We start from the raw sequence: 17194 nt of genomic DNA, 5'->3' as shown, positions 1-17194 counted from the left end.
ATATTATCATCTTAAATCAATGCAGAGAAGCCTGAGAAAGATCATAGAAAATACCTCGGGCAGCGATTAAATTTTCTGGTGTATCAAACTCCACAAGTTCTCCATCTTTAAATACTAAGATTCGATCACATTCTTTAATTGTATCAAGCCTGTGAGCAATGAAAAAAGAAGTTTTCCCATCCATTACGTTATGAATACCATCATGAAGAATCTTTTCAAAGTATGGGTCCACGTGTGCTGTTGCTTCATCAAGGATAAGAATGCTAGGGTTTTGCAGGCAAACTCGAGTAAGCGAAATAACCTGTTTCTCACCTGCCGATAAGTTTGAGCCTCCATCTTTAATGACACTATCAAGAGTTAAATTTGAATAGCTCATAACCTTACTCATTCCAGTCTTATCACATATTGATAAAATATCCTTATCTGTAAGATCAGGATTAACTGAGAGGTTTTCACGAAGACTTCCATCAAAGATAATCACATCTTGAGAAACAATTCCGATTTGGTCGCGATAATTATCGATATCAAGCTCTTTTAGGTTTTGCCCATCAATTAGAACATCACCTTTTTGATAGTCATACAGACGAGATAAGACTGCCACAGCAGTGGTTTTACCAGAACCTGTTGGACCGACAATTCCAATTTTTTCACCCTTTGTGATTTTAAATGATACATCATTTAGAGCATTGGAAATATCATTATATCCCATAGTGACGTGAGAGAATTCAATCTCTCCAATAACTTTATGTCGTCTCTCATCTCGTTGATCAAAGACTTCTTTTTCTGTTTGGACTTCAATAAAATTAGCGACACGATTTGTACTAGTGAATGCTGTAATAATATTGGCAACTTCCCTAAAAAGAGACAGAACAGGCCAAAAGAATCTTTCACAATAACGCAAGAAGGCCACAAATAATGCAAGTGTTAGTGTTCCATCAACGACTGCACTCCCTCCTAACCAAACTAAGATTAACAGTGGAAGCCCACAAAGAAACGAAAGCATTGGCATAGTAAAAGCATAGAAAGAATTGGCACCTAGTTGAACTGTTTGTTGATCATCAACTGCTGATTTAAAATTTGCATAAGACCAATCTTCAACACCAAAAGATCGAATAACGTGAATCCCATCAATATATTCAGAAAGTTTTGAATTGATATGTGATGAGTGCTTACTAATAGAGCGGTTTAGTGCTCCTGTTTTATTTCTTGTTAATAGGAGAAAGGCCATCGCTGGCAACATCCCTATAATTACATATACACCAAGCTTAAAGTCAGTTAAAAGCATCGCCGTAGCAGAAGAGACAATCATAAGAACAGAAGTAACGATACGCCCTAATGAGCTAGTAAAGAATTTTTCAATCCCCTCTACATCGTGAGTCATACGAGTTACGATTCGCCCTTGTGGCCAAGAATCAAAAAACTTAAGGGGCAAATGAGATAACTTTTCAAATAATCTCTCTCTAATCTTTAAAATAACAAGACTAGTTTGAGTGATTAGATATCTTCTTCCACCAAATTGTAAAAGGATACTGATAAATTCTAAGGCCAGAATATATATGGCCCATTCTTTAGCTAATTCCCAATTTTCTTTTGCAAGCCCCTCACCGACAAGAACACCCATGGCATGACCTGAAACCATCGACAATACAGTAAATGAAGTCAGAAGGGTTATAGCAAATGCAATTTGTATACGATGACCTTTTGCATACTTAAAAAGAAATACGCAAGTCTTAAAGGCCGAATGACCTTGTTTCTTATAATTTGATTCTTCCTGATCATCTTGTGCAAGAAATTGTTTCGCCTTACTCATCACTCACCTCACGATCAAGATTAATCACCTTTTCACAATATTTTAAAGTCGACTCACGATGGGCAACCCAAACTAATGTGGAATTCGGTAGAAACTTATCAATATTTGATAAAATCTTCTCTTCAGTAACCGTATCAACGGCCGATAAACAATCGTCGAGAAGGAGAATTTCAGGCTTACGTACAAGACCTCTTGCAAGAGTTAGACGCTGTTTTTGTCCACCTGATAAATTGACTCCCCACTCTCCTAATTGAGTATCAAGCCCATCATCAAAGTTTTCAACGTCATTTTTAAGTCCTGCAACTTCGAGAACTTCCCAAAGAATCTCATCTGATAAGTCCTGATCCATCAAAATATTATTTCTAATAGAATCAGCAAAGAGAAATGATTTTTGGTGAACCATTGTTATATGAGACCTAAGAAACTTATGACTATATTCTTTAAAAGGTTTTCCAAAGAAACACACTTGTCCACTAAAGTCTCTTTCTAATCCACTTAGAATATTTAAGAGAGTTGTTTTACCAGTACCAATCTGGCCAATAATCCCAATACGCATCCCTTTTCTAACTTCGAGATTGATATCAGTAAGAATAGGTGTATTTTTCTCATAGCTAAAATTTAGATTCTTTATCGAAAAGACCTCTTCACCAGAAATCTCCTCACCTTCTTTTTCAGCAAGTAGATAATCTTCTTTTAAATGAGTATAAATTTCAGCAAGTCTTTTTAGAGAAGTGAATGACTTTCTCCAATCTGAAATAATATAACCAAGTTCAGCAAGTGGATCTTGTAAGAGATAAACTAATCCTTGTATTGCAACAAACTCACCAACAGTAATCGTTCCATCCATTAAAAGAGTTATACCGTAAGTGAAAAGAATTATATAAGTGGCCATTGAGGCTGAACCAGATGACGGAATATAAAGCATTGATGTGTGATTAGCGAGTAGTCTCATTTTTCGATACTTTTGAGCACCAGCATATAATCTCTTAAACCAAAAAGATGCCGTATTTCCTAATTTCTGTAATCTTACAGTGGAGATTGCCTTAGAAGTTTCATCGTTAAAGTATGAAAGATAGTCTTGAGCAACATCATATCGCTTCATTTCCATTGAAGAAATATAGCGAACAAAAATTGGAACAATTAACAATGCTAAGAATGAGATAATTGTAATTTTCACATTAATGAGAAATAGTGAAATGATTGTAAATAGGCCTAGAAATAAAACATCTGCAATACCAACAATTGTGAAGCCAAAAACAAAGCGAGCTTGTCCAACATCGCTATTTGCAGCACTCATTAAAATTCCTTTCGGGTATTTATTTACAAGAGTATCCATTGAAAAGTATTGTGCATTTTGCCAAATATCATCTTTTAAAAAACCGCCAGCATGATGAGTTTGTCGACCTAAAAAGATACGCCACCCTACACGGCCAAAATATAGCATGATGCGTGACAGTGCCACTGCGCTAAAGATGAAGAAGAATTTATGTTTCAGGTCGTTACCATAAATAAATGAATCAATCGTCCAGGCAGGCATAGTCTTATGTGTTAAGAAGTCTACAACGTCGCCCATGGCCCTTGAATAAAATACCTGACAAATGTTGCAGACAATTATTGAGATAACACCTAGGAGATAGATTGATTTTTTTCGATTAAGGTAATTCAGCCAAATTTTATAATGCGTACTCATTGCAAAGATTATATGATTTTAATATGAGGTTTACTATTGTTTTATTTTTAATATTTTCTATCAATCAAATTGCTTTTGCTGAGCTTGAAGAATTTGACTCTGGGCCAGGAAATGCAAAGATTTTTCGCATTACTGCATTAGAGGAATATGTTAAGAAAATTCGCTCAGAAATCTCTGATCTTAAAACCGGCATGGATGATAAGATGAAAAAAGAGATTGAGTCACTGAAGAAAGAAATTGAGCAATTAAAGAAAAAAGAAACAAATTTAGATGGACTTGCCATTATAGAAGATCGACTAAATAAACTAGAACTAAAGCATAATGAAGATACAAAGAAAATGCAGGCAGACTTTAGAAATCTCCAACAAAATATCGATCAATCATTACTAGATTTATCAAATAAGATTCTCAACCGCATTCAAGTTTTTGAAAAGTATCTGCAAAAGCCGGCTAATTAGAACAATACTTAAAACCTGTATCTTTTCCTCCAAGAAGACCTAAGAAGCCAGATGTTTTCTTGGCGATAGTTGGTTGAGTTAAGTAAATTCCTGCTAAACGTTTTTCGTTTGAAATATATGATGAGCCCTTACTTAGATCTTTTTCTAAACAAAGTTCACTTCTAAGGTTTTTTAAATCTATTCCACTTAAGGCAACAACCTCAGCACTAAACCAATCAGCAAAGATCTCATCTAATTGATCACGTTGTTTTCCTGGAAGTGGGTATAGTGAACGATTACAAGTTGGATTAGCTAAGAGATTCTGGGCAACTTCCTTCTTAATAATATTATTTTGCACAAGAAAGGCCAATTGCGAGTCATCACGTTTTTTAGCACCAACACTCGAAGTATTTCTTAAGCAACTTTGTATACTAGTGAATGGATTCTTATTCTTATAAAAACCTGAAAAGCGACAGCTATCAAATGAGTGCGCTATCTCATGGGCCATAAGACTAACAAGGCTTGCCTGATACTTAGGATAAGCAAAATTTAGTCCATCTAAACCGACATTAATTTGATTTAAATTTGGATCATAAGCAAACCCCCACTCAAGAAAGTCACGAGGGGCCTTTTCAACCTTTGTACCGATAACTTTTTCAGGGGTAAATATGGTAATCTTCTCGATGCGCTCTTTGATTTCTTTAAAAGCTTCATCTTTACCTATGAGAAGTTTTAAAACATTTATGGCATCACGTTTTGCTATGTCAAATGACTTCTTAAGCAATGATTTCTTCTCTTTTGTGTATAGATTAGAAAAGACTTCACTCATTTCAGAATCGACAAGTTTTTGAATAACCTTTGGCCTTTCACTAAATGTCCCAGAAGATAGGACGATATTATCAACATAGTAAAGACGCCATTGTCTTGCGACATTAACAGGATCATTAACATCAAGCTTTCGGCGTTTAATCCAACTTGTCACAACTGGACTTTTTTTAGCAATAAGATTACTTAGCGCTTCATCTGCTACCGCGGCAACTTCTTTAGCATTTGCCATATCGGCCTTAAACTTTGCTATTTCATTGTAGATAGAGTCATTTTTAGAAAAAGAGACGCTTTTGCAATATGACTTCACAGCATCGTTAGCGTAGGTTGTAGGGATTATACAAAAAGTAAAAAAGGCCATAAAAAAGTTTTTCATAACTTAATTATAACCCCTATAGAATTAAATATATATTAGAACTATTTTCCTGAAACCACTTCTTGGTCAAAATGATTCGACTTCATCCCACAATCAACAAGAACACCAGTGGCATTGATACCGCTTGAAGCATTTGAAAGTAAGAAGGCAACTGTATTGGCAACTTCTTGAGTTTTTAAGGCCTGCTTTCTCATGGTAAGCTTTTCAGCAAAGATATAATTATCAATATAGCCAGGGATTCCCGCTGAAGCCGATGTTTTTAAAGGCCCTGAGCAAACACTATTAAAGCGAACTTGTGAAAACTCACTAAAGCTCTTTGCAAGATATGAGCACGTTGTCTCAAGCATCGACTTAATTGGCCCCATATAACCATATGAAGTGGCCTTCGTATCCGAGATTGAAATCGTTACAACAGAAGCTTCGTGTTCAAATAGCGCTGCCAATTCATTTGATAATTGTACAAGTGAAAATGAAGAGATCTGTGTCGCCTGCGCAAAGTCTTCCCAAGATGTTTCATGAAAAGGCCTAGGGTTTGCAAGATTTGCAAAGGCAATTGAATGAAGCATACCATCGAGTTTAACTTCATCATTTTTTAGATTAATTGCTAATTCTTTAATTTGCTCTTCTTTTGTCACATCAACGATATAGCTTTTAGAATCTGGAAAGAGCTTCTTCAGCTTTGCTTGATGCTCTTCACTTTGAACAGTAAAGACACAATTTCCACCATTTTCAATGATTGTCTTTGCACTAAAGTATGCAACAGACTTCTTATTAGCAACACCAGTTATTAGAAATAATTTATTTTCAAAATTTAAAAAACTCATTTAAACCTTTGCACATGTAAATTCAATAGCAAGAACGGTCTTACCATTTACTTTAGTTCTTCCTTTAAAGAAATAACCATTAGCAAGTTGATCTAGAAGCTCAACTTCCATAATAAGCTCATCTCCTGGACGAACCATATTCTTAAACTTAGCATTTGATACTTTCGCAACAACTCCAAGACCACTTTCACTTCCTGATGCCATTAAGCATGCACCACTTTGAAAGATTGCTTCTTGAAGAAGAACACCAGGCATAACAGGATTTCCTGGGAAGTGACCTTTAAAGAAGTCCTCTTCACCAGTTACTTGATAGCTTGTAATTATCTTATCAACTTCACCTTCTTGGCGCTCAATGATCTTATCAACAAATAAGAATGGCTCCCTTTGTGGGATAAGTTCTTTTACATCAAGACTCATTATAGGCCACCTGTTACTTCAAGTGATGCACCTGTGATATAAGCGGCTTCTTTTGATGCTAGAAATTGCACAGCGTGAGCAACTTCTTCAACCTTACCAAATCTCTTTAAAGGAACTTGTTTCTTATATTCTTTCACTTGCTCAGCTGGAAGATCAGCAATTAATTCAGTTTCAATGAAACCTGGGCAAACGTTATTAATTGTAATTCCACGCTTACCAACTTCTTTAGAAATCGACTTACTCATGGCAACTTGGCCAGCTTTTGAAGCAGCATAATTTGCTTGTCCAGGAAGTCCTAGGCTTCCACCAACAGAGCTCATGTTAATAATTCTTCCATATCTTTTTGATAGGAAATGATTAACTGCTCTTTTAGTCATTAGGAAAGTTCCCGTTAGATTGATATCAAGAACTCTTGCCCAATCCTCATCTGGCATAATCGGTGAAAGATTATCCTTTCTGATTCCAGAGTTATTAACAAGAATATGGATTTGTTCGAATTGCTCATTCATACGATTCCAAAACTCTTCAACAGCACTAGCATCTGAAACATCAAAGGCTTCCAGATAGAGGTTTTCACCTAACTCACCTAGTTCTGCCTTAAAAGCATTGGCAGCATCGTGGTTTCCAGCATAGGTAGCAACAACACGAGCACCGCTTTTTAAAAAAGATTCCGTAATCCCGCGTCCAATTCCGCGCGTTCCACCTGTAACAATTGCAACTTGATCTTTAAAATCAAACATATTTATTCCTTTTAAAATTTTATTCTTCTGTATTATCTAAGTAAGTATTTAAGTCATGTCCTACGATAACACCGTAGTTAGCAGCACCTAGCCAACCTGACATAATGATTCCAACAGAGCCTGCATGAAAGAGACCTTTCACCTGATTTGGAAGCTCTTTTGATACACCAAGCCCTTCAAACTTTGTTCCAAATGAAGAACCAAAGTGATGATGAGTGTATTTTTCAACTGTTTTTGGAGTTGATACATTCACATGCTCAACCTTATCCTTAAACCCAGGAACAAGAGTCTCCATCGTATCAAGAGCATTATTCTTTAAGTATTCCTTACGCTCTTTATACTCTTCTTCGCTCAGGTTCATCCAGTCTTCATAACGAGCATTGATACTCGAAACGACAGCATATTTTTGTTTCATATGCTTTCTCATATCTGGATAGTAGATTGAAAAAGTTTGAGAGTGCGCCTTCGGTGAAAGAAGTAAGTCAGTATCAAAATGATCAGAGCGTGAATAGAAAATTAGCTCACCAATATTTGGAATTGACTCACCTTCTTTAAGTCCCATAAATACCTGACAAGAAGAAGAGTTAACTCTTACGGCCTTGGCATCTTTAGCGAACTCTTGAGAATATTTTGCATTTGGAGTCATTTTAAAGATTGTATTAAAAAGCGCAGAGTTGGAGATAACTGATCGAGATAGAACCTTTTCGTCTCCAACACGGATTCCCTTGGCCTGATTATCTTCAACAAGGATCTCATCTACTTTAGTGTGAAGTTTAATATCAACGCCATTAGAAAGAAGTTCATCTTTCATCATACCAATGAGTTTATCCGTTCCACCTCTAAAGATATAGGCACCCTTATTCATGAAGTTAGAAAAAACGATTCCAAAAGTGATGGCCTCATCCTCAAGAGTTGATCCATTAGCGTAAGCAATTGGCTCTAGCAAGAAACGAACTACATCGTTTCTCCCTGGAAAATACTTCTCAAATAATTGCCCATTAGTCATGGCCTCATCATCATAGAAGTTCATGGCACGTAATTCATCAAAGAAGCCCACAACATGCTCGCGAGAGAGATTAAACTTCTCAACTAAGATGTTGATATAATCTTCTTTTGTAAAATCAGTATCGATTTCAAATTGCGGATTAATAAAGCGAATCTTATCAACTCGCTCAATACAATTTGCAATATCTTTTGACCAATAACGACGACAAGTTTTGATCATCCCTGCAGGAAAACCATGAAGAGAAATATCAAAGATATGTCTTTCACCTTCATTTGTTGGTCGTCTAAACCATGTAGCAAAGCCACCTAGTTTATTATGTGCCTCAAGAAGAAGAACACTTCTTCCATCTTTTGCTAATTTATTTGCTGCCGTCATTCCCGCTAGCCCTGAGCCTACGATAATAACGTCATAAAACTTAGTAATTGGATCTTTTTTCTTAAGTAATGCCATTTTTCTCTATACTTTCTTATTTGTTATAATTTTTTCTTTAAAACCATTGTTGTTAGTTTATTTGTCTTCTTATTCACAACATAAACAATAAATGCAACGACGCGATTATCATTAATTCTTGGAGCGTGTACAAATGGAGAAGTTGTAGCATCTGCGACTTCATAGCTAACACCATTCATCTCAATCACATCACCTTCACCAATAACTTTTGACCACTGGCCATCGACATAAGCAAAAATCGCAGCATTGTTCTTTTTGTCGTATCCACGAATTAAAATATCACCAAGATTATTCATTGATGGAGAGAAAGCATCATACTTTGTAATTTCATCACCAATAGTAAGAACTGATTTTAAGATACCTTTATTAGAAGCATATAATTGCGTTCCATTTTCAGTTTCTGTCCATACAGCAATATCACCATTGTGGTTTACTGTATAAGTATTCATGATCTTTGTAATTTTTGAAGAAGGTTGACCATCCTTATCTTGCATAACGATTTGCTTTGCACCCTTTTTCATATTGTATAGGTAGAGACGATCTGGTTGATTCTCTGCAATTCCTCTTCCAATTCTAATTTTAGTTAATACGTAATTCCCGCTTGTTTGAGGCGTAAATACGTATCCAATATCCTTAGAAAAACTTGAGAAGAGATCATTTTCTCCATCTAAGTTGCGCATAACAATTCTTGCTCTTTTACCACCAAATGATTGACGATAAACAAGTACATCCTCTTCATTCATGGCAACGCCAGAAAGACCTGTGAATTGTCCTTCGAAGTTCTCATGCTCAAGACGCTTACCCGTTCTTAAATTAAATGTATAAATTCCAAGGTGCTCTGAACCGTTATTTGGAGCAAAAACAATATGCTTATCACCAGTATTTCCATCATCAAATAAGTAGAAATCACTTACTGCTTCATTTTGTGGAACGAGATAGCGCTTCATATTGTCACCATTGTCGCCACAAAGAAAAGCGTAACCAGAAATTCCACCAGCAGCTCCCCCCATTGAGAAACATACTTCACCAGTATTCATCATACGAAGTGATGTACTGATCCAAAAAGTTTCTTGAGGTAGGTTATAATTATATTCACCTGAACTAGCTAAAAGTTCATAATTTGCTTGTGCACTCAGTAAAGTTAGAGATGCTATGGCCAATTTAAATAATTTTCTCATATCTTTCCCCTTCACGAACTGTTGTAGTCGTTGGATATGTGTGTTGTAAGAGGCGATATCATACCTAAACGGCCACATTTCGGCTAGGAATTGACGGGAATTTTTTGGGCCAAACAGTTAAAAATAGGATAGATTTATGAAATGTCGATACTATGTAACTTAAAAAATATAAATCTCGCCTTTGGGCAGAAAGTCATTTTCAATAACGCACAATTCTATATTGAGCACGGTGATAAAATCGGACTCATTGGCCTAAATGGAATGGGTAAGTCTTCTCTATTAAAAATTATAAATGAAGAGATCACGCCAGATACATCGACTCCCCCATTTACCTTTGAGAAGGCCACGGCCTCACAAGGCCCAACGATGGAATTCAGTGTCTTTAAAGTCGACCAAAATTTCACTCTTCCAAATGAAGACATCACTATTGAAGACTATTTTTACTTTCAGTATCGCGACTTTGAAGTTCTAAATAATAAACTTGCTTCACTTGATCTTTCGACAGATAAAGGACTTGCTGAGCAGAACAAGATTATGGAAGAGCTTGAACACAAGAAGTATTGGGATCTCAAAAATAATTACGAAAGTTATATCAAGGCCTTTGGCCTTACAGATCTTTCAATGAAAGTTAAAGGTCTCTCAGGTGGAGAGCAAAAGAAAGTTCAACTTAGCCTGGGCCTAACTGCAAGAGAGAACCTCATTCTATGGGATGAGCCTACAAACCACTTAGACTTTGAAACAATTGAACAATTTGAAGATGAGATCATGAAGTCCAATAAAACTCACGTGATCATCTCCCACGACCGCTACCTTCTCTCAAAAGTTACTACAAAGATCTTTAATATCCACTCTGGAGTGGTTTCTCCTTTTAAAGGAACATATGCAGAGTATCTTGAATATACAAAGACTCAAGAAGAGCTACGTCTTAACTCTCTAACAAAGCTTAAGAACTCACTCAGACGAGAGACCGCTTGGATGCGACAAGGAGTGAAGGCCCGCCGAACTCGCTCAAAAAAACGTGTTGAAGACTTCAATGATCTTTCAAAGCAAGTTCAAAAACTAAAAGATCAGGCCCGCTCAAAGCTTGATCTAGCAATGAATGACAGTAATCGAAAAACAAAGCAGCTTGTACAATTCAAAGATGTGGATTTTGGTTACGATAATAAAGAAGTGCTATTTAAAGGGGTAAACCTTTCAATCTTTAAAGGCGACAAGGTCGGAGTCCTAGGTGAAAACGGGGTTGGGAAATCAACTCTCATGAAATTAGTTGCCGAAAAACTTAACCCGAGCGCAGGATATATAAAAAGAGCAGATGATCTAAAGGTTTGTCTCTTTTCTCAGAAACGAGATGAATTTGATCTTTCAAAGTCACCTTATGATCTACTTGGTGAAGGTGAAGACTTTATTCACTTTAAAAGTGGACGCTCGATACACGTTGCGACCTACTTTCAAAACTTCCTCTTTGATCGCGGAGAACTTCATAGGCCTCTTTCAAGCTTTTCAGGTGGGGAGCTTAACAGGCTCCAGCTTGCCCTTAATCTTAAGAATGAAGCAGATATTTGGATTTTTGATGAACCGACAAATGACCTTGATATCGAATCGATAGAGATCTTAGAGCAAAAACTCGCCGAATTCCAAGGAACAGTCATCATCATCTCTCACGATAGGTCGTTCTTAGAAAATATTACCAATCGCGTTTGGCTCATTGAAGACAAGACCGTCACAAAATTCTCAAGTGGATTCACATTTGTTCGTCCATATCTTGAAGCAAGACAAATGGAGCGGGACCTAGAAAAACAATCGCAAGAAACATCTTCAAATAAAGAAGAAATAGCCGCACCTTCTATTAAGGAGACTCCAAAGCTTAACGACGTTCAAGTTGAAAAAATTGAAGAAGAAATTATGGAGCTTGAAGGACAGATTGAAAAGATTGACGAGCTACTTTCAAAGTTTGACTATTCCAATATGGATGAAGAAAAAAACCAACTCATTGCAGGATTAAACCAGAAGAAGTCCGAACTTAATGCCAAGATTGAAGATTGCTTTGAAAAGCTTTCGTAAAAAGAGCTAGATTTACAAATCAAACGATAAAGTCTAACTAAAGGATTAAGTTTACATAACAAGCAAACTCACCTCTTGAGTTTAGCAACTTATTAATCATTACCTTGTCATCGTCTAATAGGTCATCATCACTCTCAAGATACATAATTACATGATCATCCTTCACCTTACCAACGCCACAACTATCTACGCATGCAAACTTTTTACCTTTGCAACCTAAACTTTTCCCAGCAAATGTATATTTTTTTCTTAACTCTTCTCTTGTAAGTTTAAATACATCGTCTTTAAATTTAAACACCTCTCTCATATCATCAACGCTTATCCACATATCTTGATTCGATAAAAGTTTCACGCGTCCATTTTCAAATTTCTCCACAACTCCATAAAAAAATACAAAATCAGAGTAATACCCATTCTCAAGACTTACATAAACTTTAGCAAATTTTGACTTCACTCCGCGTGCTTCCTTAACTAGCTCAACACCAAATTCCCCTATGGACTGTCCTCCGATACTTTTACCATATATATCAGCAACCTTAATTTTTCGACTAACAAACTCTACCTTATTAAGAGCATAACCAAGACTATCACCGTATTTCTTCTCAAATATTTTTCGTTGTCGCTGCCAACATTTATTACTATAGTCAAAGAGCCCATTTTTCTGACGAATTTCTCCGCAGTCTTTAAAGACGAAATCATAATACTTTTTAATTTTATCTAATCTAGCTTTGTATTCAGACTCAGCTTTATTGATTTGAACTTTAATGTTGCCAGAGAATTGCTTCTTAAAAGTTCCATACAAAAGATCACGTCCGTAGATGCTAGAACATAAACAAGTAACTAAACTGACTATTATAAATTTATTCATTAAAACACCTTAATTTCTATATTCATTAACCTTGCATAAAGACAAAGTATCCTTTTGTTATTGATATATTGAATCATGGTTATTAATCGACAAAATATGATTAAAAGTTGAACAGATTAATCAACTTGAGAAAATATGATAATAACAGTGAAAGCCTCTTGATTTTACACTGGTTATCTTAAAAGACTTGTTTGAAAACTTTCGTAATTGAAGAGAAAAAATCTTTTGAATTTAGCCTGGAGACGAACCGGTGTGCATAAACGCACACCTCTCGACAATACTTTCTAGCTGAAGACTAAATGGCCAAGCACCGCATACAATAGACAGGTCTTGGCCAGTCAATTATGCGGATGCTTCATTAATAGCATTTGAAATAATTTTTGTAAGCTTTAGAAGATCCTCAAGTTTCACATTGTGAAAGAGAGAAATTCTAAATTGATTCTTACCAAGCTTACGATAAGAGTTGATTCCATTTGCAATGTTTTGATCTTCTAGAACTTTTACAAGTGCATTGGCATCGTACTTCTCATCAAGATTGATCGTTGCAACAGATGTTGAGCGATACTTCTCATCTTGAACAAATGCTTCAAGGAAGCTTTCCTCTTTTGCCCATCCGTAAATTAACTCAGCTTTTTTATTTGCATGTTCAACGGCATACTTTTGTCCACCTTGTGAGTTCATAAGCTTTACTTGCTCATTAAGGAAGAAAAGAGTTGAAATACTTGGTGTATTATAAGTTTGATTTTTTACTGAATTATCAATCGCTGTCTTCCAATTCATAATTCCTGGAATATAACGATCACTTGAATTAATTTCTTCAGCACGCTTTAGTGCCTTTGGCGACATGATGGCCACAAATAACCCACCTTCTGAAGCGAAAACTTTTTGAGGTGAAAAGAAGTAACAGTCAATCTTTGATAAATCTAAAGGAATTTGACCTGCTCCACTAGTTGCATCAACGGCCACAAGAGTATCTTCACTAACTGTTGGTATTGTTGTTGTTTGCACTCCAGTTGAAGTTTCATTAAGAGTGAAACAAACCATGTCGGCGTCAGCGTGATCCTTAGGCTCACAACCTTGTCCATATTCACTTGCAATCTCTTCGGCATCAATCCAAGGAATTAAGTTATGTGACTTATACCACTTATTTGAAAACTCTCCACAAGTGTAGTGAACACTTTTCTTTCTAACTAGACCAAGTCCAATCATATCAAAGAGAAAAGTTGCTCCACCGTTACCCATAACGATTTCATAACCTTCCGGTAGATTATAAAAACTTCTAAGTCCATCTTGAATTTCTTTAACAAGATTTTTTACAGCTGGTTTTCTATGTGATGTTCCAAGAAGTTCAGCTTTTGTATCAGCAAGCTTTTGGATAAATTCTGTTGGAATAAGAGATGGCCCGACACCAAAGCGTGGGTCACTTGGTACTAGTTCTGATGGTACTTTATAATTTTCGAACATATTAAATTCCTTTTCTAATAGTCATTACGGCAATTTTAATTAAATTCACACCATTTGCAAACAATAACATATTGCCAAATAATAAATTCTTCTTAACAATTGTGTCATGAAAAAGTTGACCTTAACAGTTGCATGCTTTGTCTTTTTCATGACAAGTCTCGTAACAAATCAAACAAATGCACAAATATACAATATACCAGGTGAGTTCTCTCTAGGTATAGGTAATATGACAAAGTACGTTGGAAAGGTTCAAAAGGACCTAGACGGTGGACGAAATTATTTTGATTTCAATCCATATCTTCGCGCTAATTACCGCTCAGACTTTTATTGGGATAAGAAGTTAATCCTTGAAATAGGCTTAACAATTCCACAAGAAGGAGCTGATGATGCAGTTACAGTAACAAATCTTTGGCTTCAAGCATTAATTGAACATGTGATTAGTGACTTTAGATTGCAGGCCGGTGCTGGACTCTTCTTCACTTATACGAAGATGGATGGTGAAGTTCAAACGCTTGGTAATGGAATTTCTACTCAACAATATAATACACCTTCAGATGTCCAAACGGCGGTTAATAATATTCTCGTGATAGGAAGTGACTATCTGTTAAATAAGGACATTTTTATCAATGGCCAAATTAGTGCCTTTAATATTGAAGACGGTGATGAGCGTGCATTTAGCTATGGGCTCTCAATTAATTACACACTAGGTAATAAGAAATGAAAATACTTTTAAGCTTTATCTTAGCTTTTTCGGCCCAGGCCTTTACTATCAATGCCAATATACCTATTCGCTTTGCAGATCCTGAAATTAGAGTTCACGTTGCAGACAATGCTTGCTCAAATATCACAGACAGCGCCGATGAAATTATGGATATGGTAGAAATAGCAGCAAGTAATTACTGGAATAAAATTTCAACAAGTAGCCTTCATTTAAAAGGTGGCAATATTCAAACTGTTGATAGCGCTTATACGACAAATGGAATCTGTAATGCAGGATCAGCTGGCTGCTCAACTCAAGTACCAGATACAAATAGAGATATCCTGATCGTCTGTAACGGCAATACTGATGTTTTCACTTCAGTTGGAATTCTGGCAGTAACCCTTCCAAATAATCTAAGTGGTGCAACAATTGTTGGCTCAGTCATCGGAATTAATGATATTTCTGGAACTAAGTATAATGAGCAAACTCGTGCTCAGAAGATTGCTCTCTTTGCCCATGAAATTGGACACGCCTTTGGCCTTGGCCATTCTAAGCTTGAGGATTCTTTGATGTACTTTAGAAATCTAACAGGCCGAGAGACAATCGGAGAAGACGATTGGGACGGAGCGACTTACCTCTACCCTAAAGAGCAAATTCCAATGTGTGGAACAATTGAGCAAATCGATAAGCAGATCGATGATAAGCTTGAGGGCACAAACTTGTCTGAACAGTCTCCTGCAAAGCCTTCCGGTGGTTTTTTCATAGGTGCTATCATGTTATTATTGAGTTTAATAATAACAAGATTTACGAATCAAGAAAAAATTTGTTAAGAAGTTAAATTTTTTTCTAAAGATTCAAACAGTAAGTGCCGATAATCACATTATGGAATCAAAATCAGGAAAATTTATTTTAGGTATTCTTATCATTTTTCTATTTAAAGTCGCAATTGCTGACAATATGAGAGATACCAAACCACACGAAGTTAAGATCTCTGTTCTTAAGTAAGCGCTAATTTCGTAAAGTGCTCACCTCTTTTGATATAGTTCAGATACTGATCAAATGAAGGAAAGGCCGGCGAAAAGAGAATTACTTTTGCTTCAAATCCAGCTTTAAACACATCATCCAAATTCTCATAATACTCACAATCAATTTCACGGCATTCATTACTTAAAATCTTTCCAGACTCACCAAAAAAGTAAATCTTTCTTATCTCATTCTTGAATTCATCTAAGCGAGAAAGCTGATTATCACCTTCGCCTCTTAATTGACCACCAATGATAAGATCCACATTACCTAAGTTTTCAACTCCTTTAAGTGCAATACAAGTAGAATCCCAATTAGTGGATTTTGCATCATTAAAAAAGTATTGATCAGATTCATGTTTAATTAATTGCAAGCGATACTCAACACCATGGAAGCTCTCACAAGCACCTTTAAAAGCATCAATATTACCTGTAAAAGCATCCCACAAGAGGTAGACGAAGTAAGTATTGATAATATTGTGTTCACCAAATATTTTAAGTTTTGAGACATCGATATAAGAAGATAATTCAGAGATAATCTTTTTCATATCAAGATCTAGTGCATGGCCATTTCTCATCTCATATGGAATTGCCACAGGAAGGCCACTTGGATAATAGGCCACTCCACCATTTTGCATATTCTTAAAGATTTCATACTTATCAAGTCCATATTCCTCGATACTATGATAGCGCTCGCCATGACTAAAAGTGAGATTTAAAAGTCCGGCCACATCACATTGAAATTCCTCAATGAGATTTAACTGAAAGCTTGAAAGCTCTAGAATAATTCCCTGGGCCTGCTCTCTTTCACCACTCATACGCTCGTAGATATAATCACAAAAAGGCACACCAATATTGCCACCTATGAAGTAATCCCCTGTCGTATCATACTTTGCACACTCTGCAAGAAAGCTAACAACAGTGGTTTTTCCATTAGTTCCAGTAACTCCCAGAATTGGAGCATCAGCAAATTTATAAGCAAGTTCAATTTCACACCAAATAGGACATGTAACACCATCAAAGATATCAATATCCTTAGAGATTCCTGGAGATAAAATAATTAAATCCATCTCTTTTAATAGCTCATTTGAATTTTCTTGCTCCACCTTGCCCAGAATACTTCTTGTCTCTTCATATCTTGGCCAAGTCTCAACCTCACCTTGATTAACTAAATAAACGTCCTTTTCAAGAAATGTCAGAAGGCGAAGGGCCGAGCGACCTGAAACACCAAGTCCTACAACTGCGATTTTATTATATGGATTAAGAGATTCATTAATAATCATAGAAAAGTCCCGTTTTAAATGGTGGTTAGTCATGCTATAAATA

At 36.1% G+C, this 17194-nt stretch carries 16 protein-coding genes; 5 read left to right on the top strand and 11 right to left on the bottom strand.

Translation table 11 applies throughout. The features are described 5' to 3' along the window. Nucleotides 1-16 precede the first annotated feature (16 nt). Nucleotides 17-1810, bottom strand: coding sequence for an ABC transporter ATP-binding protein (locus BALOs_RS06740; RefSeq protein ID WP_120404689.1), 1794 nt, complete (start codon nucleotides 1808-1810; stop codon nucleotides 17-19). Further along, entirely contained in the window at nucleotides 1803-3500 is a 1698-nt protein-coding gene (locus BALOs_RS06735) for an ABC transporter ATP-binding protein (RefSeq protein WP_120404688.1), read from the bottom strand. Before BALOs_RS06735 ends, BALOs_RS06740 begins: the two co-directional genes overlap by 8 nt. Before the next feature lie 23 nt (nucleotides 3501-3523). Between BALOs_RS06735 and BALOs_RS06730 the strand changes: the two genes are divergently transcribed. Continuing rightward, nucleotides 3524-3958 (top strand): hypothetical protein, encoded by a 435-nt coding sequence (locus tag BALOs_RS06730; protein ID WP_162929590.1) that lies wholly within the window; start codon nucleotides 3524-3526, stop codon nucleotides 3956-3958. On the opposite strand, the gene BALOs_RS06725 is transcribed toward BALOs_RS06730, so the two are convergent. Genes BALOs_RS06725 through BALOs_RS06700 form a run of 6 tightly spaced genes read right to left on the bottom strand, consistent with a single transcriptional unit; the run spans nucleotide 3951 to nucleotide 9753 of the window. After that, entirely contained in the window at nucleotides 3951-5138 is a 1188-nt protein-coding gene (locus BALOs_RS06725) for a hypothetical protein (protein WP_120404686.1), read from the bottom strand. The genes BALOs_RS06730 and BALOs_RS06725 overlap by 8 nt on opposite strands. A gap of 41 nt (nucleotides 5139-5179) precedes the next feature. Continuing rightward, the gene (locus tag BALOs_RS06720; protein WP_120404685.1) at nucleotides 5180-5962 is read right to left on the bottom strand and encodes an enoyl-ACP reductase; all 783 of its coding nucleotides are present in this window, start codon (nucleotides 5960-5962) and stop codon (nucleotides 5180-5182) included. Next, the gene (gene fabZ, locus BALOs_RS06715) at nucleotides 5963-6379 is read right to left on the bottom strand and encodes a 3-hydroxyacyl-ACP dehydratase FabZ (protein WP_120404684.1); all 417 of its coding nucleotides are present in this window, start codon (nucleotides 6377-6379) and stop codon (nucleotides 5963-5965) included. After that, entirely contained in the window at nucleotides 6379-7119 is a 741-nt protein-coding gene (locus tag BALOs_RS06710) for an SDR family NAD(P)-dependent oxidoreductase (RefSeq protein WP_120404683.1), read from the bottom strand. Before BALOs_RS06710 ends, fabZ begins: the two co-directional genes overlap by 1 nt. Before the next feature lie 19 nt (nucleotides 7120-7138). Continuing rightward, nucleotides 7139-8575, bottom strand: coding sequence for an NAD(P)/FAD-dependent oxidoreductase (locus BALOs_RS06705; RefSeq protein WP_120404682.1), 1437 nt, complete (start codon nucleotides 8573-8575; stop codon nucleotides 7139-7141). A 23-nt stretch (nucleotides 8576-8598) separates the two neighbouring features. Then, nucleotides 8599-9753 carry a hypothetical protein gene (locus BALOs_RS06700; protein WP_120404681.1) on the bottom strand — a complete coding sequence of 385 codons (1155 nt, stop codon included), beginning with the start codon at nucleotides 9751-9753 and terminating at the stop codon, nucleotides 8599-8601. Nucleotides 9754-9894: 141 nt separating this feature from the next. Between BALOs_RS06700 and BALOs_RS06695 the strand changes: the two genes are divergently transcribed. After that, nucleotides 9895-11814: an ABC-F family ATP-binding cassette domain-containing protein gene (locus tag BALOs_RS06695; protein WP_120404680.1), complete on the top strand. Its 1920-nt coding sequence runs from the start codon at nucleotides 9895-9897 to the stop codon at nucleotides 11812-11814. 37 nt (nucleotides 11815-11851) lie between these two features. Here the strand turns inward: BALOs_RS06695 and BALOs_RS06690 are convergent, their stop codons facing one another. Then, entirely contained in the window at nucleotides 11852-12682 is an 831-nt protein-coding gene (locus tag BALOs_RS06690; protein ID WP_120404679.1) for a hypothetical protein, read from the bottom strand. A gap of 342 nt (nucleotides 12683-13024) precedes the next feature. Further along, entirely contained in the window at nucleotides 13025-14146 is a 1122-nt protein-coding gene (locus BALOs_RS06685; RefSeq protein ID WP_120404678.1) for an aminotransferase class V-fold PLP-dependent enzyme, read from the bottom strand. A gap of 106 nt (nucleotides 14147-14252) precedes the next feature. Between BALOs_RS06685 and BALOs_RS06680 the strand changes: the two genes are divergently transcribed. The 3 genes from BALOs_RS06680 to BALOs_RS15465 are packed head-to-tail and all read left to right on the top strand — an operon-like array spanning nucleotide 14253 to nucleotide 15851. Then, entirely contained in the window at nucleotides 14253-14867 is a 615-nt protein-coding gene (locus BALOs_RS06680; RefSeq protein WP_120404677.1) for a hypothetical protein, read from the top strand. Next, complete coding sequence (locus BALOs_RS06675) at nucleotides 14864-15676, top strand: matrixin family metalloprotease (protein ID WP_120404676.1); 813 nt, start codon at nucleotides 14864-14866, stop codon at nucleotides 15674-15676. Before BALOs_RS06680 ends, BALOs_RS06675 begins: the two co-directional genes overlap by 4 nt. A 52-nt stretch (nucleotides 15677-15728) precedes the next feature. Then, complete coding sequence (locus tag BALOs_RS15465) at nucleotides 15729-15851, top strand: hypothetical protein (protein WP_255509259.1); 123 nt, start codon at nucleotides 15729-15731, stop codon at nucleotides 15849-15851. Here BALOs_RS15465 and murD read toward each other — a convergent pair. Further along, on the bottom strand, nucleotides 15844-17151 hold the full coding sequence (murD, locus tag BALOs_RS06670) for a UDP-N-acetylmuramoyl-L-alanine--D-glutamate ligase (protein ID WP_162929589.1): 1308 nt from the start codon (nucleotides 17149-17151) through the stop codon (nucleotides 15844-15846). The genes BALOs_RS15465 and murD overlap by 8 nt on opposite strands. Nucleotides 17152-17194 lie beyond the last annotated feature (43 nt).

This window comes from Halobacteriovorax sp. BALOs_7 (genome assembly GCF_003612895.1).
Classification (GTDB): domain Bacteria; phylum Bdellovibrionota; class Bacteriovoracia; order Bacteriovoracales; family Bacteriovoracaceae; genus Halobacteriovorax_A; species Halobacteriovorax_A vibrionivorans.
Note: the sequence above shows the minus strand (reverse complement) of the source record. Positions and strands in the feature narration are given on the sequence as shown.